This is a genomic window from Bacillus sp. GW823-FHT06B01, from assembly GCF_058952315.1.
In genome coordinates this window covers 19,513-43,270 of the sequence record NZ_JBXAHR010000003.1, presented here as the reverse complement: position 1 = coordinate 43,270, position 23,758 = coordinate 19,513, and the positions used below count along the sequence as shown (strand labels likewise).

Sequence of the window (23,758 nt, the reverse complement as noted above, 5' to 3'; positions counted from 1 at the left end):
CGAATCCATTTTGATTATTCTTTTTCAAAATGGATTCGTTTTCTACAATACTATATTTATTACTCTCGTTTCATCTCTATCATTAACCCTAACTATTTGCGTCTCACCATTTGGAAAAAATATGATATAATTTCCCTTTCTCACATTCCTCCAAATAACTTTTCCTTCTTCATCCGTTCTCCCTATGGAAATCCCAATTTCTTTACTGGGCTCAGGTGATGCATCTTTCATAAGTATAATTTCAAAATCTTTTACCGACTGTTTCTCTTTATTTTTAACATGAAAAGTTACGGAATCAACAACCTTACTATCATTCTCCTCATTATTTGCTATAGAACCAGAAATTATAGTTATGACCAGTACACAACATAAAATCCATATAAGCTTACTATATTTATTCAGACCATTTTTTAAGATTATTAAAGACATTGTCTGTTACCCGATTTCCGAAATTCCAAGAATTACTTCCTGCTGTATGGACAGCTATTACTGTTGCACCCGTACGAGAATAGTCATGATATACAGGTGCTCCACTTTGACATCCATAAGTGTCCATCCTATACGTTAAAATTCTAGGACTTGTGCCTTCAATTGGCCCATAATCTGTCCACATAGTATATGCTTCATTTCCTAATTTATCACATGGATACCCTGGGACTACTGCAAGTAAACCTTTTGGTGATTCTACATTAGTAGTTCTATATCCTAACCAACCCGTATAATCCCCAGGAGATCCATCTAGCCTAATAGCTCCATAATCAAATTCCGAATCTCCGTCATCAGTCCATCCACTTACTGAATAGAGTTTTTTCCAACTAAAGGGTAGATACGGTGCCTGGTTTCCATTTCGACCAGGAGTCGCAATAACATTTGTTGCCCATCCACCAAGCTTTTTATCGTAAATACAGTGTCCAGCTGTAAGCACTGTATCTTTACTAATCAATGCTCCTGTACACCCATAAACCTCTTGTCCATTAAACTGAATTACTAAATGCACCATAGTCCGATAAGGATACAAAGTTGTATCAATAACTCTAATTCGATCATCTCTTCCTATTACAGAATGTGTAAGGATATTAGATGAATATTTAAAGTTAGTGTCTCTTAATAAATATCCCCAATCCTCTCCTCGATGTTTACGACCTTCAAAAGGATCTGAAATAAGCTCTCTCCTATCTTCATCCTTAATACGCAAAGAATGTTCTTCAAACAGCACCCTGTCTCTCTCATTTGAAACTGATGTCCAAGGTACATCTTCTGCATACACCTTCTGATTCACCAAAAATACTGTACAAAAAAAGATAAAAAGAACACCAAAACTATAAAGAGCCAACCTACATCTTATAGAAATAAAGCTATCCAACATAACTTACCTCCTATACAAATGATAGCGAACAATTGAAGATCCCCTTTATAAATTCTAGTTTTTCTTTTTTTAGAAGTCAATGTAATTAATAATGATTATCATTATTAATTACATTGACTTAACAAAATCAAACAATGAGTCATATTCTTTACTCTGCGTTCAAAAATATGTCTCATTAAAGGTTCCCTTTATTACATAAACCCGTAACCTTCTTCACAATCAGCTCCGCAGTATTCTCCTCCGGTGGCATCAACAAGTTTGTAACCGTTCCATACACAATAGGGTTTAATTCCACTTCATACCCACCATATGCAAACTCTTCCTTTGTCGGTAAATAACCAATATATCCATTCGTATATCCACCAAAGAAAGCTAGTTCATTTTGAAGACTCTCTTTCACTTCTAACGCGGTTTCTGAAAAAGGTTCCATCGGTATACCAAAGAACATGCCATCATTAACTTGAAACAGTTGAACTTCTAAATCAATACGTAACTCCCGAATACCTTGCTTATATTTCTTTAAAACGATAGTAAGCCATTCATCCGTATTCACACCCCACTGCTTCTCTGCCAATTGAGCCATGCTTCTTATCTCATTCATTTCAGGAATATCTTTCAACTTCATTTGCATCGTACTCGAAACTGTTCTTACATTTACAATTGGGCTATATGTAACTGTTGGCAACATCGTTAATACATGTCCACTAAGTGTGTAAGCCATTTGCTTTACTGCTTCCCTTGAACCGCGATACTTCGCATTTACATTACCAGCAGCTCCTTGCACAATAATAACAGGACAGTTTACGATTTTCTCAAGAATCTCCCTCGTCATTCCAGGATAATCCGCTGATAATACATCGCTATCACCTTTTAAAACATTCGGATGCGCAGTACAAAATACTACAATCCCAGATAGCTCCTTCGTTTCAGCATCTCTTATGGCTAACATACCAATTCGTTTATCTACAATACCCTCTATATTTGTTCCCATCTTTGCTCTTCCATCAGATGTTCTCTCTCTTCGGTTTATCCCTATATCACCTATCGTAACACCCCAACCAACTTCACATAGCTCCAAGTTATTATTTGCAGTAACAGCACCATGCACTACATTATTTAGTAAAATCGTTTTATACGACTTTACTAAAGATTGCTCACCAACAGTTTCCGGACCAGAGTGTGTATGTGTATAAACAACTGTTATTCGCTCAAATGGCACATGAAGTCTACTCGCTACTTGCTCACGAATCATATTCGTATCTTCTACTAACATCCCAATATTATCGATGCTTATAAACACAGTTTTCATTTCATCTTTTTCAAATACAAAAACGGTCCCATAAATACGCTCTTCAATATTATTTATTCCTGTCTCTCTATGGTATCCAACAAAATCAATACCGACAGGCGGCGTAATATCCACCTTACATACCCCTATTTTGCTCATTTAAATCGCTCCATTTCTATATATAACTCCCTTTTTTCAAGAATAGCATATTTGACCTTGTTCCAAATAAAAAAGAACGGACATAGCATTCTATGTCCGTTCTTTCCATCACACATACTTCCGATGCACCATCTTCCCATCATAAGAAAACACAACGCCCTTACTCTCCACAATCGACTCCATATGCACCGTTCTTCCCCATAATTGATGAAGGTATGGCAATACTTTTTCTAAGTATTTTAAATCGAGCTCGATCCCTTCGTAACTATGTTTAATGTACAATTCTCCGTTCTTTAAGTAGTCCCCGTCTTCTACTACTAAGTACGGGAAGCCGCCATTTGTTCGCATATTTACGAGCTGATCACGCACATGTTCCCACTCTTTATCTATTACTTTATATTCTTTTCCTTGGCGCTGGAATAAGTACATATCTTCTCTCATTACGAGATCTTTATTTAAATAGTTTCTTAAGAACGATACATCCCATTCGATTTCGCGTACTTCAAAGATTTTGTCACGACCAGATCCTGGTTTAACGCCTCTTCGTTTCATTTCTTCTGTCGGATTGTTGTAGCGTTCTTCAATATCTTCAAACATTTTAATACCGAGGTAGTATGGGTTAATACTTGTTTTTGATGGCTGAACTACACCTGCATTAAGCTTTGCGAATTCAATCGCTTCAGAAGATGTTAAGTCCATTTCACGGAGTATGCGTTGATGCCAGTACGAAGCCCAACCTTCGTTCATGATCTTCGTTTCAAGCTGCGGCCAGAAATATAACATTTCCTCGCGCATCATCGTTAATATATCGCGCTGCCACTCTTCTAGCTCACGGCTATATTCTTCAATAAAGAGAAGTAAATCTTTTTCTGGCTGCGGTGGGATTTTCTTCTTTTTATGCATATTAGGTCGTTCCCTCTTTTTGTTTCGATCATCTAAATTCCATAAATCATCGTACTGTGATATCTTTTTCTTTTCTACATCCTCTTCTAAATCTCCAATACTCCAAGCAAGTTTCGGACGCATAAGCGATGGATCAATATGTTCTTGAATGGCAAGCACTGCATCCAAGAACGTTTCTACCTCTTCTCTTCCATACTTATGTTCATACGCCTTCACACGATCTGCTGTCGCTGCCATACTCTCCACCATATCGCGTTTCGTATTAGAGAAACGAATATTATTTTTGAAGAAATCACAGTGCGCTAAAACGTGCGCCACGATTAATTTATTTTGAATTAAAGAATTCGTATCTAATAAAAAGGCGTAACATGGATTAGAGTTAATAACGAGTTCATAAATTTTACTAAGTCCTAAATCGTATTGTAATTTCATTCTGAAAAATTGCTTTCCAAAACTCCAATGCGAAAACCTCGTCGGCATCCCATATGCACCAAATGTATAAATAATTTCCGCTGGACATACTTCATAACGCATTGGATAAAAATCAAGCCCAAATCCAGTCGCAATTTCCGTAATTTCCGCAATCGCATATTGCAGCGCTTTATCTTCACTTGCTCTCATTATTTTCCCTCCTTACACTTTCCCTTAAGAAAGTGTATGATGAGGAACAAGCTTTCATGAGGATTGATTGCATAATAAAAAGACATCCTCATAAAAACGAGAATGTCTCATCTATTAACCTTCAATAATCTCCATCTTCTCCGTAATCGATGTACGAGCTTTTCCTTCTGGTGCTTTATCGAAATAGCCAAGGTGAAGAATTCCAACGATGCGTTGACCTCTTGTTAAACCAAGTCCTTCTATAAATAATGGATTGTAGTTTAATCCGCCTGATTTCCAAACGCAACCTAAGCCACGTTCCCAAGCAAGTAGTTGGAAGTTTTGCATAAATGCACATGTTGCAGCGTAATCTTCGTCGCGTTGAATTTGACGTGGATCTTCATTAATATAAACAACAATTTGTGCAGGCGTGCTTAAGAAACGATCTGATAAAATTTTACCGCGTTTCGCTCTTTCTTCTTCTGTGAAAGAGTTTAATACTGCGTCTACTAATTTTTTGCGACCTTCTCCAATGTATAATTTACAATTCCATGGTTCACGGTGTTTATGATTTGGTGCCCACGTTGCGTCGTTTAATAGTTCAATTAATAACTCTTTATCTACAACTTTATCTGTGAATGTACGTACAGAGCGTCTTTCTTTAATCACATTTGCGATGGAAGTATATGTAGTCATATTTTTCTCTCCCTTATTTTCATCTATATGTATACGTTTGTTATTGATATTGATTTTCAATTTCGATTATACCTTAGTTTTTTACTATTAATCAATGTTTTATGTTGGAAAACTTCCAAAAACGTCATTTTATACTGTGAATAAAAAAACTTAACTTATTCACAAGTATTTCACATTTTATGGAAATGATATGTGTACAGTTTTCCACATTATCCATCTAGGAGGAGTTTATATGTACAAAAAGATCGCAGTAAGTATGACCATGGCAACATTATTATTCGGGGCAACCGTCTTCCCTACTTTCGCTGCCACGCCAAAAGAAGTAACATTGCACCATCATAAGCCTATTTCAGAAGAAGAAATGCAGTCGCTCGAAAAGCTCGGCTATAACAAACATGAAATTTGGAAAGCTGCTCATATTGCAAAAATGAGTAAAAAAGAAATAAAAGACGTTTTAGCTTACTATAAACAAAATAAATCTTGGGAGAAAACAGCCCAGCATTTCGGTGTAGATCCAAGTAAGTTGAAAAAGCATCATATGAATAAAGAGACAAAAAAAGCACTGCTGCAAGAATTAGCAAATATGCAAAAAGCTACACCAGACGGACTCAAACAAAAAATGAAAGAATATAATATCGGATTACGTCAACTCACAGTATTAACAATCATCTCTCAAAAAAGTAATACCCCTCTCGATGATGTACTAAAAATGAAAAGAGATGGAATGGACATTAAGCAAATTGCAGAAAAACTAAACGTGAAAAAAGAAGATATACGAGCAGAAATGATTAAATTAGTGAAGTCTATTAAAGAAAAGAACACAAATTAACATGCCAAAAAGGAAGAGATATTTAATACTCTTCCTTTTCTTTATGAACTTTCAATTTTCAAGTATAAATTCCCGTCTTTCCCAAAAACTAACATAAGTAAATGATATATGTCAGGGGTGAGAAAATGTTCGGTTTATCATCTAAGAAATCCAAAAAGACTAATACAAAAACAATTTGTTCTATTCCAGAATTTATAAAAACCATGAAAGAATCTAGCGATTTTTCCTCTTATAATGTCATAGAGGATGGGGCATTATGTTTGTTTTATTATAAATCCACAGTAGAATCACTTATTATTAATCGATTCATTTTAACACCTATCAAAAAAGAATTAGATCGCATTCAAAATATAAATGACATAGCAAATATCGTCACACTTGAGGAGATTATCATCAATCCTTCTATTGATGATATACGTGAAAAACTATTAGGTGGCCATGTACTCTTGCAGCTAAAAGTTGATTCCCAAACAGCCGAATATGCACTGATTCGTGCTGAAAGTTTAGCTTTAGGTACACGATTATATAACGACACAGAAAATGAATATAGTGTCATCGGTCCCAAAATTGGATTCGTTGAGAATATTGATACGAATATACATTTACTTCGGCGAAGCATTGTAACAGAGCAATTGGTTTTCAAAGAAGTTATAGTTGGCTCTATATCAAAAACAAAGGTGATAGTTGCTTACATCGAAGGCATTACAAATGAACAACACATCAATACTGCAATGCAGCGCTTACAAGATGTTGACTTTGATGTTCCTTTTGATGCAACTATGATTGAACAGTTTATTAGCGATAATAGTAACTCACCCTTCCCTGTTTTACTACCTACAGAGCGGTTAGACCGCTCTGTGTACGCATTACTGAATGGAGGCGTTGTTATTTTAACAGACGGTTCACCTTACGCATTAGCTGGACCAGCGACGTTACTTGATTTCTTCGTCTCGCCAGAAGATTATTATTTACCATGGATAGCAGGCTCATTTCTTCGAATGGTTCGCTTTTTCGGAGCAGCATTCTCGCTATTTTCATCAGCTATTTATACAGCTGTATTAACGTATCACTATCAAATGATTCCTGTGGATTTACTAGGTCCGATTATTTTTTCAAGAGCTAATGTACCCTTTCCGCCCATTTTAGAAGCACTTTTTTTAGAAATCACAATCGAATTGCTCCGTGAAGCTGGAGCACGATTACCTACAAAAGTTGGACAAACAATCGGCATCGTTGGCGGTATTGTAATTGGCCAAGCATCTGTTCAAGCTGCTTTAACGAGTAACATTTTATTAATTGCAGTTGCTTTATCAGCACTCGCTTCTTTTACAACACCAACTGTAAAAATGTCTTCTACTATCCGGATACTACGATTTCCACTTATTCTTTTAGCTGGTGCATTTGGGGGCTTAGGTCTTATTGTAGGATTCGTACTCATATTAGCTCATTTAATTCGCTTAAAATCACTTGGATCACCTTATTTATTACCTCTATATCCATTTCGCGGTTTAGGGACAGCAGAAGGACTCTTTCGTCTTCCATTTAGTCAAACTGCAGGACGTGCATCTTTTCTAAGACCAAAAAAGAAATGGCGCTATGATCCAAACAAAGCGAAAGAAAAACATGACGGTGAAGAGAAATGAAAAATATTTTATTATGCTTTTCCATTATCATTTTAATTTTTCAATCTGGTTGTACAGAAACAAATATAGTTGATACACAGCGAATGATTCACGTAGGTGGATTCGATATAATGAAAGATAAAAAATTTCGCGGAACAATTTTATATCCCGATTACACAAAAGGAGTACAATCGAAACCAGAAACTCAATCAACTCATGCAGGTACAATTGAAACAATCTCTTCCCTTCTAAACGCCAAATCTCCACATACGATCGCTGTAGGTCAAATGCGTGTTGTCCTATTTGGACAAGCATTTGGTGAACATGGACTTGGAGATGTTATTAACAACTTACAACGTGATCCTAACATTGGCCGTGATGTGCAGCTAGCACTTGTAGATGGTTCAGCAGAAGAATTACTGAAACATGTCAGAATAAATGGATCACTTTATTTATCTGATTTATTGGAGCAAAATATAAAAAACGAGACAATCCCGCGGACAGCTTTAAATATTTTTTTATATAACTTCTATTCATCTGGATGCGATCCATTTCTTCCTTACATTCAAGTATCAGAAGACAAATCTGCTTCCATTAAAGGACTAGCTTTTTTAAAAAAGGATAAAGTGGCTATGTATACAGATAAGAAAAGGTCTTTTTTATTTAAATTACTCATTAATCCAACGAAAAATGGGCGTTACGAAGTTCCGATACGTCAAGGTAAACATAAAGGATTGATTGCTACTCAAAACTTATCTGGAAAAAGTGTATGTTCTCTTTCACCAAACGGTGATATTCCGAAAGTTAACATACACTTAAAATTAAATGGACTCATAAAAAATGCTCCTAGTTGGCTTGATTTATCAAAGAGTGAAAATGTAACTTACGTAAAAAGACATGTAGAAAAAACACTTGAGAAGGATTTAAACGAATTAATACAAACATTCCAAGAAAAAAAAATCGATCCAATCGGTATACGTGAAGAAATTCGTAGTCATTCAAGAAAATGGAGCATGAAACAAATTCAAGATATGTATCCTAACGTAGACGTTGCTGTCAATGTAAAGATTAATGTCGTACAATCTGGTATCGGAGAATAGTGAGGTGCTATCATGACTGGACAAGATAAAACACATACAGTTTCCCCGTATTTCACATTCCTTCTATTACACTCTCTTCAAATTGGAGTAGGGGTGTTAGGATACCAAAGGATTATTGCGCAATTTGCCGGTTATGACTCTTGGATTTCTCTTATTATCGCTGGTATTGCAACTCATATCGTATTATTTTGTATGCTGAAAATGTTAGAAAAAGATAATGATTTAATGAATATCCATACGACATGTTTCGGAAAGTGGATTGGAAAAATTTTTTCCGTATGCTTTGCCGCATATCTTTTATTATTTTGCCTTACTGTTCTTCGTACATATATTGAAGTGATTCAAGTTTGGGTCTTTCCTACAATTAAACCGTGGAAATTAACCTTACTATTTTTACTTGTAGCTTATTACATAATTAGGGGTGGCTTTCGTTCTGTAACAGGAATGTGTTTTTGGGGCGTCATAATACCGATTTTCGTCCTGCTTTTCTTAGTTTTCCCAATGAAATATGCACATGTTCGTAACATTTTTCCAATTCTTACTCATTCGCCTTTAGACATTTTAACTGCAGCGAAAGCATCTGCATTAGAATTTCTTGGATTTGAAGCAATCCTTGTCTTTTATCCATTTATTAGAAAAGGAAAATCGTTAAATAAATGGGCACATGGCGGTATTGCTTTTACAACAATTCTATACGTAATACTAGCCATCGTTTCCCTTATGTACTATAGTCAAGGGCAACTACACCATACCATTTGGCCAACATTAACGATGCTAAAAATCATTAAAGTTCCTTTCATCCAAAGGTTTGAGTACATTATTATTTTCTTATGGTATCTTATTATTTTACCTAATCTTTGTTTAACCATTTGGTCTTCTTGTTGTATTAGTAAAAAATCGTTTCACATACCATTTAAAATCACACTACCATTATTTATCGCAGTCATATTTATTTCATCCTTATTTTTCACAAACCGCGAAAGTATCAATGCATTAAATACGGTACTATCTCAAGCTGGTTTATATATTGTATACGCCTATATCCCAATTTTATTTCTATTCCATTCAGTACGATGGCGTTTCAAAAATCCGTCGAAAAAATCTTCAACCGATACACCATAATCTCTGATACAATTTGAGTAATACATTTGTAAAGGGGACAAGCGTATGAAGAAATATGTATTTTCTTTACTTGCAGTACTAAGTTTAATTCTTGCTGGTTGCGGAGCTACTAGTACAAATGAAAAAAAATCATCTGAATCAAAAGAAGAGCATGACCACGCATCGCATACTCAGCAAGCTGACATTCAAGAAAAAACAAAAGGAGTCGACACACTTCCTACCTTCCTAGACAAGCTTGATCCACAAATGAAAGATATATACACTGTCGCTGGGCAAAATGCAGAGCTATTAGATTGGATTCCATGTTACTGCGGTTGTGGTGAGAGTGTAGGACATAAAAATAATAAAAACTGCTTTATTCGTGAAATGAAAAAGAATGGTGAAGTTGTTTGGGATTCCCACGCAACGACTTGTGTCAATTGCCTAGAAATCGCAGTTGAATCTGCTTCCATGAAACAAAAAGGAAAATCAACGCTCGAAATTCGCAACTATATTGACAATAAGTATAAAGAAGGATACGGAAAACCAACACCTACGCCAATGCCAAAAGCTTAAAAACGAGGATACACCTCGTTTTTTCGTTTCATTCACTTTTTTTCTTAACAAATTCTTTCAAGTGTATTTCTCCTTACTTGTCACACACTATATATAACTCCTCAGTAAGGAGGGTACACAGTGCAAACATATAACGACTATGACAAAGCTCTCTATTACACGTATAGCTGTAATTGGGATAAATTACTCGTTCTTATGGTTCAAACGAACGATCAACTATTTTCTAAGCGTATTGAACATTTTTTACACGCTTATCAATACAGTAAAGAAATGCCAGAAGTTGATAAACAATTGCAGCTCCTATTTCAATATATTGACCATGCATCCCAAAAGTCACATATAGAAGAAGTAGAGCAAATTCAAATGTAAAATATAGCGCTATTCTCTTCAGGAGAATGGCGCTTTTTTAAATATCGATATCAATAAAAGTTTTTCCTTATAAAACTTTTATTGATAAACATATTTTTTCTTTCTTTTCTGTGCCACTTCATACTATAATTTAGTATGTAACTATTATAAGAGAGGTATAAAATATGGGACGAGAAAAAAAGCAAGAATATGCTTTACTTACCGCATGGGGAGCTTCTTTTATCGCTACACTAGGAAGTCTTTATTTTTCCGAAATCATGAAATTTGAGCCTTGTGTACTTTGTTGGTATCAACGTATTATTATGTATCCATTCGTTTTATGGCTTGGTATCGCTGTAGCAAAGAAAGATTATCGCATCGCAAGTTATTCTTTACCAATTGCAAGTATTGGTGCTTGTATTTCTTTATATCACTATGCAATTCAAAAAGTCGCTGCATTTTCAGCAGCTGGAGCAGCTTGCGGCCGTGTACCTTGCACCGGAGAATTCATAAACTGGTTTGGTTTTATGACAATCCCGTTTTTAGCACTTATCGGCTTTATTACAATCGCTGTTTGTAGTTTTATTGTAATAAAAAACAAATAAGGAGATGAACAAATGAAAAAAATGCTTATATTTGGTGGTATTATTATCGCCTTGTTTGTAGCAATTTTCGCTGTCACACAGATGGAAGAAAAAAACGCTACTAGCCAAAAAATTGATAATCCTACTGATAGTAAGACCAATGGCCCTGACTACTACACAAATAAAATCTCTCTTTCAGATCTTCAAAAGAATTTAAAAGAGAAAAAAGAAGAAACAGTATACTTTTATCAAACATCTTGCGTTCATTGTCAAAAGCTATCTCCTGTCGTAGTACCAATGGCTAAAGATTTGAACGTCGATATGAAAGTTATGGATATTGAAAAACTAGATGTTCCTTGGGATGAATATAAAATTAAAGGAACTCCAACAATCATTCACTTTAAAGATGGCAAAGAAGTAAGCCGTATTAGTGGTGAACAGCCGGAAGACAAATTAAAAGAATGGCTTGAGCAAACGAAGAAATAACGAGAAAAGGAAACTCCTTCTACACATGAAATGGGCGTAAAGTCCCAAACTAATGTATAAGGAGGGGGTTTTATGCCAGAAGTGAAATGCTCTGTTTCCAATTGCTCATTTTGGGGACAAGGTAACTTTTGTCAAGCTAGTGCAATCATTGTTCAACCAGATGCACAAGAAACTGGTTCAGATACAAATGATTCATATACAAGCGCGGTTTTAACAAACGAGACGCTAGAAAGTTCTGTAACAACGAGTGTAGAGACTTGTTGTCATACATTTAAGCCAAAATATTAAGCAAAAAAAGCATACGAGTATTCGTATGCTTTTTTACATTCCTCTCCAAAAATCATGCATGATAAAAAAGTACAAAATAACGAGAACAACTGTCCCACATAAGGTAATGCGCCGATATATACTCTTCTCTCCTTCTCTTGCTTTCACAAATGCCCAAATAAATCCGAAGAACAATATTAAATCAACATATGGAACATAAAAAGAAAAAACGAGAAACGCATACAAATACACGATAAATAAACAGGTCGTTACTAAGAAAATTTTAAAAGCAAATTCACTTTTCATAATGTAACCGTCCCCCTATCTGTACTGTATTATATTCAGCAAAATACAATAGTTGCAGTTAAACTCGAAGTAGAAATAAGCTACCGTCTATAATACGGTAGCCTATAACGGAACATTATATTTCCGTTTATATATATTACTTAAAACCGAAGAAGGAATTTGCTCATAACGAATTTTTTCTCCTGTTTCATCCACAATATACAAATTGTTTCCTATATAATATATTCCATCTTTTCGTTTTGAATACACTGGATATCTTTCGTTTGGCAATACCGTTTTCACTTTTGTTAACTGCCCATTTGGTTCTTGCCAATATATATCGGCACGGTCTACTAACGTAAGCATGCCAATTTGCTCTTCTTCTACTTTACGACCATTCCAGCTCACAACGCGGTAACCAAGCTTATTCGCTTCATATTCGGGGCTCGTCTGAAAGCGAGAAATGATCACTTTTGTTTGCAATTGGACTCGGTCATATAACCATTGTATATCCCTGTCATGCATGCGAATACAGCCATTCGATTCTCGGCTTCCAATCGTCCATTCCCGATTTGTTCCATGAATCGCGTACTCCTTTTTATCCAAACCTAACCAACGCGTACCGAGAGGATTATTCGGTGCACCCCCAGCTATTTTTTTTCGATGATATTCTTTATTTTTAAATTTAGTTATAATACAAAAACTACCTTCAGGCGTAGGTGTACGGTCTCTTCCAGTTGTTACGGAGAATGTCTTTGTATAATTCCCATTTTCAAAAAAAGATAATTGGTTTGTCGTAAGATTCACTAATATTAGATGATCTGTATCAGCAAAAGCACTAACCGGTAGGATGAAAAATAATAGTATGACGAAACATAATTTTTTCATCTATATCCCTCCCCTAGCGCTCAATATAATAAGTGGAATTAGCTTTACTTTGCTCTTATAAATGAAAACTATCCATTTACAATAACGCCCCCATTTACATGTATCATTTGTCCGGTAACATAGGATGAATCGCCAGACGCTAAGTATACGTATGCTGGCGCTAATTCATATGGTTGACCAGGTCTTTGCATCGGGACATTGCTTCCAAACTGAGAGACTTTCTTCTCATCAAAGCTTGACGGGATAAGTGGTGTCCAAATTGGTCCCGGCGCAACACCATTTACACGAATTCCTCTTTGCACTAACGACTGAGAAAGTGATCTTGTAAAAGCTACGATTGCTCCTTTCGTTGCCGAGTAATCAATTAATGTTTCATTTCCTTCATATGCAACGATAGACGCCGTGTTTATAATGACATCGCCTCGCTTTAAATGAGAAAGTGCTGCTTTCGTAACGTGAAAATAAGAAAAAATATTAATACGAAAAGTCTTTTCTAGCTGTTCTGCTGTAATATACTCTAATCCTTGCTGCGGATATTGCTGCGCGACATTATTTACTAAGACATTCAAACTACCTAGCTGCCGAACGGTCTCTTCTACAATATCTTTGCAATGCTGTTCATTACTTAAATCACCCGGCAACAACACACACTTTACCCCTTCTTGTTCTACATGTTGTTTCGTCTCATTTGCATCTCCATCTTCATCTAAATAAGCAATCGCGATATTTGCTCCCTCTTTTGCAAAAGCGATGGAAACAGCTCTTCCAATCCCACTGTCTCCTCCTGTAATTAATATATTTTTTCCTTTTAACTTTTCACTTCCTTTATAATTTGGATCTTCAAACTGCGGAAGTGGATTCATTAATGATTCAATACCAGGCTGTTTATTTTGATGTTGCGCAGGCATTGTTACAAAGTTTTTTTGCTGTGGCATAGCTTCTTTCAACTCCTTTTCCTTATAATGCGCACAATAAAAACTGAAATTCGCACATCGGTTTACGATTAATATTCGAATTTAAGACACAAAATATGAATTGTTATAAACTTTTTATGCAAAACTATTGCAAAATAGTTAAAAAACGAATATTATATATAACTGTTGTGAAAATTATTCGTAAACAGAAAGGATGTTTATATGTTTAACCTTTCAAAACATAAAACTTCTATTAAAACTGAAATTATGGCAGGTATTATTACCTTCTTAACAATGGCATATATCATTGTGGTAAACCCTGTTATCCTTGGGGATGCAGGTGTTCCATTTGAACAAGCATTTACAGCAACAATTATCGCTGCTGTTGTCGGAACATTATTTATGGCAATCTTTACAAACTTACCAATCGCAATCGCACCAGGTATGGGATTAAATGCTTACTTCTCTTACTCTGTTGTAAAAGCTCATGAAGGCATGACTTTCGCAATTGCATTCTCTGCTGTATTCGTAGCAGGTATGATTTTAATTTTGTTATCATTCACATCTTTCCGTACAAAATTAATGGAAGCAATTCCTGAAAACTTAAAACATGCAATTACTGCTGGTATCGGTCTTTTCATCGCCTTTATCGGTTTACGTTTAACAGGTATCGTTACAAAAAACGAAGCAAACTTAGTTGGACTTGGTGATCTTCACTCTGCTCCAGTACTACTAGCATTAGCTGGACTTGGAATTACAATTGTCCTTATGTCTTTAAATGTAAATGGTGCACTATTTATCGGAATGCTATTAACTGGTATTATCGCTTTCTTCACAGGACAATTAACATTCTCAAACGGTGTTACATCAATGCCTGGATTACCAGAAGGAATTATCGTTTCAAATCCAATAACTGCTGTATCTGATGTAATTAACTACGGATTGTATGGCGTTGTATTTTCATTCTTCCTTGTTACATTATTCGATACAACAGGTACATTACTTGGCGTAGCTCAACAAGGTGGATTTATGAAAGATGGAAAGCTTCCAAAAGCTGGACGAGCTCTTCTATCTGACTCATTCTCAGCAACAATCGGTTCTATGTTCGGAACAACACCATCAACAGCTTACATTGAATCATCTGCTGGTGTTGCAGCTGGTGGTCGTACTGGTTTAACAACTGTTACAGTAGCTGTTTTATTCGCACTAGCAGCATTCTTCGGACCATTAGTAAGTGCTGTTTCTGGTGTATCAGCTATTACTGCACCATCATTAATTATCGTTGGTAGTCTTATGATGGGATCAGTTCGCCACATTGATTGGGATGCATTTGATGAAGCATTCCCAGCATTCTTAGTAATATTAAGCATGCCACTTACATCAAGTATCGCAACAGGTATTGCACTTGGATTTATTTCATACCCACTTATGAAAGTGGCAAAAGGTAAGTTCCGTGCTGTTCACCCACTTGTGTATGTATTTGGAATTTTGTTTGCTTATCAATTGATATTCTTACCACATTAAAATCCCTCATAAAGAGGGATTTTTTTATATATAAAAAAGTAGCGCATCGGAATTCGATGCGCTACTTTCCTTTTGCAACAACCAAACGAACTACTTTCAAAACAAGAAGTAAAAGACCGTTCACTGTCGCTGCAATCCCTAAAAATACCGCTATCATCAGCTCTCCCATTCCGTTATTCCATACAAACATAACAGAAGAAATGAATGCCAAAATAAACAATATTAAGTATATATTTAATAATAGGCTTCTCATATGATTTTTTTGAAAGAAGAAACGTAATTACTAACGTCATAATGATCACAAAATATACTGCAAATAAGAAAATCATATGAAAGCCTCCACTATTCCTAAACTATGAAAAATATAAAAGGAGTTAAAACTTATTAATATTTTTCATTCACCTGTAATTTTTTACTATACTTTTGAATGAAAATTGATGAAATAACCATTACCATCCCTATACTACACCCGATAAGCTGATCTAGTAGCATTTCATCATGAATGAACTAGCGCAGTAAAAATACACCACCAAAAATAAGCAACATAGTAAATCCAGTATGTCTAATCCCTTTATATACATTTTCCATATGTATCACCACTCCACATAATTTTATCCATATTACACCATATATCCATCAAGCAAACGTATTGTCCTCTGGCAGTGTGCAGCTACCTTTTGATCATGTGTAACAACTAGCACCGTTTTTCCTTGTTTATGAATCTCTTTTAAAATGCTCATAATTTTTTCTCCGTTTTCCTGATCGAGAGCACCAGTCGGTTCATCAGCAAGTATAATTTTTGTATCTTGTGCTAATGCCCTCGCTATCGCTGTCCTTTGCTGTTCTCCTCCAGATAATTCGTGGGGATACTTGTTAATATGTCTCTCCAGCCCTACCATCTCAAGCATTTCTTTTGATATTTGTATACGTTTCTTATGAGAAATTTTTCTATATATAAGCGGGAGCATTACATTTTCAATAACTGTATAATCATCTAGTAGCGAAAAGTTTTGAAACACAAATCCAACTTCCTTATTTCTATACTTATGATAGTTTGACTTTAATGTACTCGTATCCACGCCATCTAAAAAATACTTTCCAGTAGAGGGGCTATCAATTAAGCCAATAATGTTAAGCAAGGTTGATTTCCCTGAACCAGATGGTCCCATAATGGCTATCATTTCGCCTTTTTCTATTGTAAGATTAATATCTTTTAAAGCACTAAAATTATTCTTTCCGTATCCCTTAGCCACATTTGCGAGCTGAATCATCTATAACACCTCTTTCATATATGTATTTTTTATTTTTAGTACATTGAAATAAATGATTGCATATATAACGAGGATCATTACAAGTGATAAAGCACCTATAACAACCAATGATTCTATAGAGACTTGTAACGTTCCAAAGAAAGATACTATACTATCTTCTAGCCCTTTTTGAATTTCAATTACTCCGCTATTCTCCCACTGAAAATACATAATTCCTATACATATAGATAAAACGAATAACAACATATACTCAATAACAAACGGAAGACATAGTTGAAAAGTACTTCCTCCTAATGCTGATTTAATAGAAATGTTTTTACGTTCCATATAAAGCGTGGCCATTGATGTTAATAAAATAGATATAAATGAAAAAGATAAGACTGTACCGCTTAATAATAAGGGATATGACATATTATCAATGCCTTGCTTTTCATTTTCTAATAATTTATTCGGATTTGTAACATAATACGAATAGCCCTTACCTTCTGTTACCTTTAATACTTTCTTTTGAAATTCATTTATATTTATCTTCTCATTTGTTTCTATAATTAACCCATTGTATAAAAGTTCTACACTATAGAACTCTATTTCTTCTGTTCCAATTGGTAAAATCGCCATGTCATCTAATAATGTAATACGATTATCCGATATTTCACCGCTTCGAGGATATGTAAATGCTGAATTTTTTTCTAAAAAGCCAATTACTTTTAGTTTCATTTTTCCAGATGGTATGATATCACCAATAGATGCCTTTCCTTTATAATTAGCCCCTAATATAACAGGTCTACTATCAAATACTGATTTATGAAATTCCGATTCCTCAAAATATCTTCCTTGTGAAATTGGTATATGAAAGTATTTATTAATATCTTTATCAACAATAAGAGTCTTTATCGTTCCATTTTCTTCTTTTAAACTAAGTGAATAGTTACGGAACAAATAATTAGTTTTATTTGTTATTGGTATCGTATTAGATAACCCTTGAATGAAATGTTGATAATCACTTTTCGCTTTTTCTTCGCTAAACAATGTGATATCTTGCGTCGCATAAAGTTCATAGAAATTTTTATGAGTCGATAAATTATTTGCTAACATCATCATTTTTCGATATCCTGAAAGATTACTAACAAATTCTATTGCTGAAGAAAATGCAATAATTAAAGAAATTACTATAATCAAACTTGGTAACAACCGTTTTTTTACAGACCGTATAGAATCAAATATAAAAAGCATGAAGACCTCCTACGTTCTTAAATGTTTTCCGGGATATATATTTATAATGTGCTTGATTGGAATTACAGTAACAAAAATTGTAAGAAAAATTACAAAAACAACATTGCATATCAATACATATAGTGTTAACGGTTTTACTAAGTATGTCTGAAAATAAGTATGAATTGTTCCCGAAAATATTTCTAACGTAATAAAAACTACGAACATCGCTGTGAGAGAAATAAACAAAATTTGAATATATAGTTCGCAGTAAATAGATATATTAGAAGCACCTACTGCTTTTTTTAATGAAATCTCTCTTTCTTTTTTATAAATCCAAAATAAAACCGCAGAAATTCCAGAAACAATTGCAACAAGAATGAATTTATAATAATACTTATTTGCTGGATCTATATGTGTCACATGTAGTTCCTGAAGATCTCGTTCATTCAGTATTTGAACATCTCCCGAAAGCACTTCTTTACTCCTACCCATAAACCTTTTTATTTCGTTATGAATAGATGATGTAGGATTAACAACTGTTAATTGTAATTGTTTACTCGCGATAATACCTTTTTTAGATATAGTAGGTAAGTTTTGAAGTGGAACGTATATGCCTGCTACACCGACGTCACTGTCTTTTCTCGATATAGTTCCTATTTTTTTATATGTATCATCAAATTCATATAACTCCTCTACATTCGTTTGATCGCCAACAACCATATCGTTTACATTTTCACGATGAAAATATTGTCCTTCAGAAATATATGGCTTCCAATAATAATCATCTTTTAAGTTCACAGCTATGATCTTTGTTGCCCCTGAACTATTTAATGCTTTTAAATGCTCTACGTAAATATCACTTTTAACAAAAGTATCTTGTATGAAGGGAATTATCTCTTCCAATTCAGTTGCATTCGCTATCGGAACAGTTAAAATTTGATTCTTCTCTGGAAAACCGATTTGAAAAGCAGATATAAAGTTTCGTTTAGACTCTGTTAAAAGTGCGGCTATTGATATAGAAAGAAAAGAAATAAAAAATGCCATAAGAAGAATGACTGAAAACAGTTTGTTGTTTTTTATATTTTTAAAAGCTAAATACATGTCTCTGCTCCTTTTAGATAAGAAGGAGATGATGAACATCCCCTTCTCCTTATCCAAATATTTATAAAGACAACTGTTTAATGCTTTTTACCACTGTAATCGTAAGTTACCATTACTATCAAAAGTACCTTTGTGTGTATCTTCTTGATAGTCATTATTCTCATTAGCATAATGCTCAGAGTATAGTCCTTTTGCACCAAAGGAGTTATATGCACCATTACTCACAGTTGCGTTTAATGCTCTTCCAGATTCATGGGATCCTAATTTGTCTGAAGCGCTTTCAATATATGAATTATTTCCATTTGATTTAATAAAAGAAATTGCTACTGAACAACGAGATGCATTTTGATTCGTAGTAGTTTGAGCTCTGTAAGATAGTAGGTTACCGCTTTTGTGACCGCTTAGAGTTGGATAGAATGCACTTGTTGAGATTGATGTTGCTAATAATACTAAAGTCGTAATTGAAAAAACTTTTCCTTTCATTAACAATCACCTCATAAATTTAATAGTTTAGTAGCGCTACATCATCATAATATCCTTCAAATAAATTCTCCTCAATAAGACACCCCTATGTTTTACAAACTCTTTAAACACTTAAACATTTATACATTTTTCAAAAGTAACGGATAAGCAAGCAATACAAAAAAGGCTGCAGAGAATTTCTTCTCCACAGCCTAATACTTATTCTTGCAAGAACGCCTTTAAATCTGCAAACTGTCTCTTTGCATCTTCATAGCCTTGCTCATATAAACTTTGTAATTTTGCTGTATCTTTTTCCATACGATCTACTTGAAGCGGCACTTCTGGGCGAATAACAAATAAATTCCCAGCTTGCTCTTCTTTTTCAATGTAGTGAAGTGTTTCATTATATACTTCATAACGATTCAACATCGTGTTCACAAGGTTCGGATATTTTTTATATGCTTTCGCTGCCACCCATCCAAACTTTGACTTTTTCTTCGCGTAACCATGATTTCTCGTTAAAATAACGACTGATTTTTCAAACCCATCTTCCTGTGCTTTACGAACTGGAATTGGATCAGAAATCCCGCCATCTAATAACTGCTTACCACGGTAATTTACTACTGGTGCAATGAAAGGTAATGAACTAGATGCTTGTAATAAATTTAGTGCATCATCATTCGTTCCTTCTTTTTCAAAATAAACAGACTGTCCTGTTTCACAATCCGTCGTTCCTACAAGGAAACGCTCTGGGCTATTAAAGTATGTTTCAAAATCAAACGGTACATGCTTTTCTGGAATTTCATGAAAAATGAAATCCATATCAAATAGCTGACGTTTTTTCCATAAGTTTTTATATGACAAATATTGTGGGTGTGATGCATAATCAATATTGACCGTTTTATTTCTATTTCTTTGTCTGGAAAGATACGACGCTGCATGACAAGCACCAGCTGATACACCAATTACATATGGAAAATATAAATCTTGTTCCATAAAGTATTCTAATATCCCGCCCGTATATACACCACGCATACCGCCGCCTTCTAATACTAACCCCGTATTTTCAAGCATGTTATTCTCTCCTCTTTATATATTGACTCTTTAATTATTCACCATGTTAAGTATCTTTTTCTATTATATATGAGTTTTTTTAGAAATTATATTCAAAAGGCTTGAAATAAAGGAGTTTTTTCTTCCAATTATATTCCCAAATGACCGGAGACATCCTTTATAAACCTTTGAATAAGATCTTGTTCTTCTTTCGTATATCCATCTAAAAGTAATAGCCACTTTTCTTCAGCTTGTTTATGCAATTTATCATGAGCTTTATATATTTCATTTCCACTTTCCGTTAAGCGGAAGAAAATTTCTTTTTGATTATCTAACATTTGCATCTTCTCAACGAATTGCTTTTGAAACAACTTTGTACAAATTTTAGAGATTGCACCCTTCGTCATTCCCATTTCTGTCGTAATAGCAGTTACATTCATCAGAGCATTTTTTCCGATACACTCGATAACATGTAATTCAGATAAAGACATACCACTTATACCTGTCTCACGAAGAAATTTTTCATTTTGTCCTTTCAAATGTTCTTCTTTTTTATGCAAAAGTGTACGAATGTCCGAAAGTATTTCCATTTGTTTCGTTGCATGATCCAATCCGTTCGCCCCCCTAAGTTTCTAAAGAAACAATTTAACTATATACCATTTTAAAATCATTTTTTCATATTTACAAGTGAGAAAATCATGTTAAAATAATTTTAGTTTCCCAGGAAACCAAACAACAAGGAGGTTAATATGATGAAAAAATCCAAACTCAATTTCATTTTATATGTTGTCTGTATGAGTGCCTTACTCGGTTCCTTCGCTCAAAATATTTACACACCTATCTTGCCTATGATTCAAGCTTCTTTTCACACTTCTATTTATCTTGTAAATGTAACAGTTTCACTTTTCACATTCGTTCTTGCAATTATGCAGCTCATATATGGACCTTTAATCGATACAAAAGGGAGAAAATATGTCCTTATCCCTAGTTTAATCATTAGTACAATTGGTTCAATCGGATGTGCTTTTTCGGCGAACGTTTATTTATTTCTATTTTTTAGGGCTGTTCAAGCTATAGGAATAGCAGCTATCCCTGTAGTTGCAGCAACGATTATCGGTGATTTATTTGAAGGAAAAGAGCGCGGAGAAGCGATGAGCCTATATCAAATGTTACTTGCTCTCGCACCTGCAATTGGCCCTCTTATAGGTGGTTATCTCGGCAGTATAAATGGCCATTTATCCGTATTTTTGTTTCTATCTACACTTGGCATTCTCTTATTAATTATAAACATTTCACTACTTCCAGAAACAAAACCAACTGTAATTAAGCAACCGCAAGCAAAAAAGAAGTACTCGTTTATCTTAAAAAATAAAACTGGATTTTCTATTACTCTTATTGGCTTCATTCAATTTTGTATTTACTTTTGCTTCCTCGTTTTTTTACCAAGCATTTTAACAAATTCATTTCACTTAACTGCAAGTAAAATTGGTCTTATATTTGTACCGATGTCCCTTTCTATTATGTTAGGAAGTTATTGCTACAAGCTTTTGCAAAAACGCCTCACAACAAAGCAAGCTTTATTCATCACTAGTTTCTTCAATATTATATGTGTCACTTTATTCTCTTTCACATATAGCATCAATATCTCATTCATCATTATCGTTACATCTTTATACGGTTTTAGTATGGGACTTTCTATGCCAACTCACACTACTTTATTAACGGAAGAATTCGTACAAGAACGCGCAACTGCTATCGGTATGTACAACTTCATCCGCTATCTCGGTATGGGCACAGGGCCAGTTGTAGGTGGATTTCTTGTATTTAATCAAAATTACTTTTGGATTTTCTTCCTAGGTGCAATTACATTTCTATTTATCATTTTATGCGCAATGAAAATGCTACGTTTTCAGGCTGTACAAAAAGCAAAATAGAGACCTATAGATGGTCTCTATTCTAAACTCTTTGATCCGCAACGATATGAATATCAATGTACCTCGTTTCTCTCATAATTTCATTTACAATTGAACCTTTTCGAATTTCTTCCCATCTTGTTCTTGCTGATTGTCCGAGTAAAATTTGCGTTACTTGTAGTCTTTTCGCGACTTCAATAATAACATCCGCTGGCTTTCTTCCTTTTGCCTCTTCTAAAACAAAACTCGCATCGAATTGATTCGTTAGCAACTTCCACTCTTCAATCGTTTGCCTTTTCCCTGCTGAAAGGGACTCTATATTTTCCCTTTCAACATTTAATACATACAATTCAGCATTTAACCGATCCGCCATACGCCAACCTCTTCGTATTAACTTCTCTGCTGTTGAACTGTATTGTACACAAACGAGAATTTTTTCTTTCACACCAATCGGTTCTATAACGGTTTGGCTAATTTTCTCGTCCATATCATCGGCAACTTCCCGAAGTGATAATTCTCTTAGTGCCCCTAAATTATTAAGCGTGAAGAAATTTTGTAAGCTTTGCTCTATTTTTTCTTCCTTATATATCTTCCCGTCTATTAATCTCTTCCTTAATACTTCCGGGGTTGCATCAACGAGCTGAATTTCATTTGCTTTTTGTAAAATAAAATCTGGAATACGTTCTCGCACTTTAACATTCGTAATTTGAGCTACAATGTCATGTACGCTTTCTAAATGTTGAATATTAAACGCTGATAATACGGATATACCAGCGTCTAGCAATTCCTGTACATCCATATAACGTTTCTTATTTTTAGATCCAGGAATATTACTATGCGCAAGTTCATCCACAACAACTACTTGTGGTGCACGTTTTATAATTCCTTCTACATCGAGTTCATAAAATACTTTCCCTTTATAATCTATTTCTTTTAAAGGAACTTTTTCTAAATCAGCAATTGCTTCTTCTGTCTCTTTTCTTCCATGCGTTTCAATTAAACCAATTACAATATCCATACCGTCTTTTTTCATCTCTCTGGCATCAAAGAGCATTTTATAACTTTTTCCTACTCCTGGAGCCGCTCCTACATATAACTTTAACTTCCCACGATTCTGCTGACGAATATATTCTAAATACTCTTCTGGTGTTCGCCTTTGAAAAGTTGGTTTATAGTCATCTGCATACAAAATACTCACAACCTTTCT

26 protein-coding genes and 2 pseudogenes are annotated in these 23,758 nt (G+C 34.6%); 11 read left to right on the top strand and 17 right to left on the bottom strand.

Going from position 1 to position 23,758, the window contains the following annotated elements; genetic code table 11:
- Positions 1-42 precede the first annotated feature (42 nt).
- The 5 genes from AC1Q8N_RS13305 to AC1Q8N_RS13285 form a co-directional block, all read right to left on the bottom strand.
- Positions 43-429: a DUF2606 family protein gene (locus AC1Q8N_RS13305; protein WP_098080115.1), complete on the bottom strand. Its 387-nt coding sequence runs from the start codon at positions 427-429 to the stop codon at positions 43-45.
- On the bottom strand, positions 395-1,366 hold the full coding sequence (locus tag AC1Q8N_RS13300; protein ID WP_141520068.1) for a trypsin-like serine peptidase: 972 nt from the start codon (positions 1,364-1,366) through the stop codon (positions 395-397). The genes AC1Q8N_RS13305 and AC1Q8N_RS13300 overlap by 35 nt, the downstream gene beginning before the upstream one ends.
- Positions 1,367-1,541: 175 nt before the next feature.
- Positions 1,542-2,813, bottom strand: a complete 1,272-nt coding sequence (locus AC1Q8N_RS13295; protein ID WP_098080113.1) for a neutral/alkaline non-lysosomal ceramidase N-terminal domain-containing protein — start codon at positions 2,811-2,813, stop codon at positions 1,542-1,544.
- Positions 2,814-2,921: 108 nt separating this feature from the next.
- Positions 2,922-4,337: a stage V sporulation protein SpoVR gene (gene spoVR / locus AC1Q8N_RS13290; protein ID WP_001202729.1), complete on the bottom strand. Its 1,416-nt coding sequence runs from the start codon at positions 4,335-4,337 to the stop codon at positions 2,922-2,924.
- 114 nt (positions 4,338-4,451) lie between these two features.
- The gene (locus AC1Q8N_RS13285; RefSeq protein ID WP_048545762.1) at positions 4,452-5,012 is read right to left on the bottom strand and encodes a nitroreductase family protein; all 561 of its coding nucleotides are present in this window, start codon (positions 5,010-5,012) and stop codon (positions 4,452-4,454) included.
- Between the two features lie 232 nt (positions 5,013-5,244).
- Here AC1Q8N_RS13285 and AC1Q8N_RS13280 point away from each other — a divergent pair, with 232 nt between their 5' ends.
- The 9 genes from AC1Q8N_RS13280 (at position 5,245) to AC1Q8N_RS13240 (ending at position 11,946) form a co-directional block, all read left to right on the top strand.
- Positions 5,245-5,841, top strand: a complete 597-nt coding sequence (locus tag AC1Q8N_RS13280) for a hypothetical protein (RefSeq protein WP_048545764.1) — start codon at positions 5,245-5,247, stop codon at positions 5,839-5,841.
- Positions 5,842-5,966: 125 nt separating this feature from the next.
- On the top strand, positions 5,967-7,484 hold the full coding sequence (locus AC1Q8N_RS13275; protein WP_048545766.1) for a spore germination protein: 1,518 nt from the start codon (positions 5,967-5,969) through the stop codon (positions 7,482-7,484).
- A complete protein-coding gene (gerYC, locus tag AC1Q8N_RS13270) occupies positions 7,481-8,563 on the top strand; it encodes a spore germination protein GerYC (protein WP_098080111.1) in 1,083 nt (360 codons plus the stop codon). Before AC1Q8N_RS13275 ends, gerYC begins: the two co-directional genes overlap by 4 nt.
- A 12-nt stretch (positions 8,564-8,575) precedes the next feature.
- Positions 8,576-9,685, top strand: a complete 1,110-nt coding sequence (locus AC1Q8N_RS13265; RefSeq protein WP_098080109.1) for a GerAB/ArcD/ProY family transporter — start codon at positions 8,576-8,578, stop codon at positions 9,683-9,685.
- A 45-nt stretch (positions 9,686-9,730) separates the two neighbouring features.
- Positions 9,731-10,240: a PCYCGC domain-containing protein gene (locus AC1Q8N_RS13260; protein ID WP_048545771.1), complete on the top strand. Its 510-nt coding sequence runs from the start codon at positions 9,731-9,733 to the stop codon at positions 10,238-10,240.
- 120 nt (positions 10,241-10,360) lie between these two features.
- A complete protein-coding gene (locus tag AC1Q8N_RS13255) occupies positions 10,361-10,609 on the top strand; it encodes a YhdB family protein (protein WP_001195461.1) in 249 nt (82 codons plus the stop codon).
- Positions 10,610-10,773: 164 nt separating this feature from the next.
- Complete coding sequence (locus tag AC1Q8N_RS13250; RefSeq protein WP_048545773.1) at positions 10,774-11,193, top strand: disulfide formation protein C; 420 nt, start codon at positions 10,774-10,776, stop codon at positions 11,191-11,193.
- Between the two features lie 12 nt (positions 11,194-11,205).
- Positions 11,206-11,658 carry a thioredoxin family protein gene (locus AC1Q8N_RS13245; RefSeq protein ID WP_000738449.1) on the top strand — a complete coding sequence of 151 codons (453 nt, stop codon included), beginning with the start codon at positions 11,206-11,208 and terminating at the stop codon, positions 11,656-11,658.
- Positions 11,659-11,730: 72 nt separating this feature from the next.
- Positions 11,731-11,946: a DUF1540 domain-containing protein gene (locus tag AC1Q8N_RS13240; RefSeq protein ID WP_001115398.1), complete on the top strand. Its 216-nt coding sequence runs from the start codon at positions 11,731-11,733 to the stop codon at positions 11,944-11,946.
- A 33-nt stretch (positions 11,947-11,979) separates the two neighbouring features.
- Here AC1Q8N_RS13240 and AC1Q8N_RS13235 read toward each other — a convergent pair whose 3' ends face one another.
- From AC1Q8N_RS13235 to AC1Q8N_RS13225, 3 genes are all read right to left on the bottom strand, one after another.
- Positions 11,980-12,231: a hypothetical protein gene (locus AC1Q8N_RS13235; protein WP_000834190.1), complete on the bottom strand. Its 252-nt coding sequence runs from the start codon at positions 12,229-12,231 to the stop codon at positions 11,980-11,982.
- A 102-nt stretch (positions 12,232-12,333) separates the two neighbouring features.
- Positions 12,334-13,098, bottom strand: coding sequence for a L,D-transpeptidase (locus AC1Q8N_RS13230; protein ID WP_098048703.1), 765 nt, complete (start codon positions 13,096-13,098; stop codon positions 12,334-12,336).
- A gap of 68 nt (positions 13,099-13,166) precedes the next feature.
- Complete coding sequence (locus tag AC1Q8N_RS13225) at positions 13,167-14,033, bottom strand: SDR family oxidoreductase (RefSeq protein WP_048545777.1); 867 nt, start codon at positions 14,031-14,033, stop codon at positions 13,167-13,169.
- A 201-nt stretch (positions 14,034-14,234) separates the two neighbouring features.
- Here AC1Q8N_RS13225 and AC1Q8N_RS13220 point away from each other — a divergent pair, with 201 nt between their 5' ends.
- On the top strand, positions 14,235-15,536 hold the full coding sequence (locus AC1Q8N_RS13220; RefSeq protein ID WP_000482728.1) for an NCS2 family permease: 1,302 nt from the start codon (positions 14,235-14,237) through the stop codon (positions 15,534-15,536).
- Positions 15,537-15,597: 61 nt separating this feature from the next.
- On the opposite strand, the pseudogene AC1Q8N_RS13215 reads toward AC1Q8N_RS13220, so the two are convergent.
- The 8 genes and pseudogenes from AC1Q8N_RS13215 to AC1Q8N_RS13180 all read right to left on the bottom strand — a co-directional run bounded on the left by AC1Q8N_RS13215 (position 15,598) and on the right by AC1Q8N_RS13180 (position 21,249).
- A pseudogene (locus tag AC1Q8N_RS13215) lies at positions 15,598-15,865 on the bottom strand (sugar ABC transporter ATPase).
- Positions 15,866-15,920: 55 nt separating this feature from the next.
- Positions 15,921-16,124, bottom strand: a pseudogene (locus AC1Q8N_RS13210) (hypothetical protein).
- Positions 16,125-16,156: 32 nt separating this feature from the next.
- On the bottom strand, positions 16,157-16,807 hold the full coding sequence (locus AC1Q8N_RS13205; protein ID WP_098080105.1) for an ABC transporter ATP-binding protein: 651 nt from the start codon (positions 16,805-16,807) through the stop codon (positions 16,157-16,159).
- On the bottom strand, positions 16,808-18,040 hold the full coding sequence (locus AC1Q8N_RS13200) for an ABC transporter permease (protein ID WP_098080103.1): 1,233 nt from the start codon (positions 18,038-18,040) through the stop codon (positions 16,808-16,810).
- Positions 18,041-18,049: 9 nt separating this feature from the next.
- Positions 18,050-19,123 carry an ABC transporter permease gene (locus AC1Q8N_RS13195; RefSeq protein WP_098080101.1) on the bottom strand — a complete coding sequence of 358 codons (1,074 nt, stop codon included), beginning with the start codon at positions 19,121-19,123 and terminating at the stop codon, positions 18,050-18,052.
- 87 nt (positions 19,124-19,210) lie between these two features.
- A complete protein-coding gene (locus tag AC1Q8N_RS13190) occupies positions 19,211-19,606 on the bottom strand; it encodes a hypothetical protein (protein ID WP_141520067.1) in 396 nt (131 codons plus the stop codon).
- 198 nt (positions 19,607-19,804) lie between these two features.
- Positions 19,805-20,659 (bottom strand): patatin-like phospholipase family protein, encoded by an 855-nt coding sequence (locus AC1Q8N_RS13185; RefSeq protein WP_098080097.1) that lies wholly within the window; start codon positions 20,657-20,659, stop codon positions 19,805-19,807.
- 128 nt (positions 20,660-20,787) lie between these two features.
- On the bottom strand, positions 20,788-21,249 hold the full coding sequence (locus tag AC1Q8N_RS13180) for a MarR family transcriptional regulator (RefSeq protein ID WP_098080095.1): 462 nt from the start codon (positions 21,247-21,249) through the stop codon (positions 20,788-20,790).
- Between the two features lie 141 nt (positions 21,250-21,390).
- Here AC1Q8N_RS13180 and AC1Q8N_RS13175 point away from each other — a divergent pair, with 141 nt between their 5' ends.
- Positions 21,391-22,572: an MFS transporter gene (locus AC1Q8N_RS13175; RefSeq protein ID WP_098080093.1), complete on the top strand. Its 1,182-nt coding sequence runs from the start codon at positions 21,391-21,393 to the stop codon at positions 22,570-22,572.
- Positions 22,573-22,594: 22 nt separating this feature from the next.
- On the opposite strand, the gene kdpDN is transcribed toward AC1Q8N_RS13175, so the two are convergent.
- The gene (kdpDN, locus tag AC1Q8N_RS13170; RefSeq protein ID WP_088110144.1) at positions 22,595-23,749 is read right to left on the bottom strand and encodes a KdpD-like non-kinase potassium sensor; all 1,155 of its coding nucleotides are present in this window, start codon (positions 23,747-23,749) and stop codon (positions 22,595-22,597) included.
- Between the last annotated feature and the right edge of the window lie 9 nt (positions 23,750-23,758).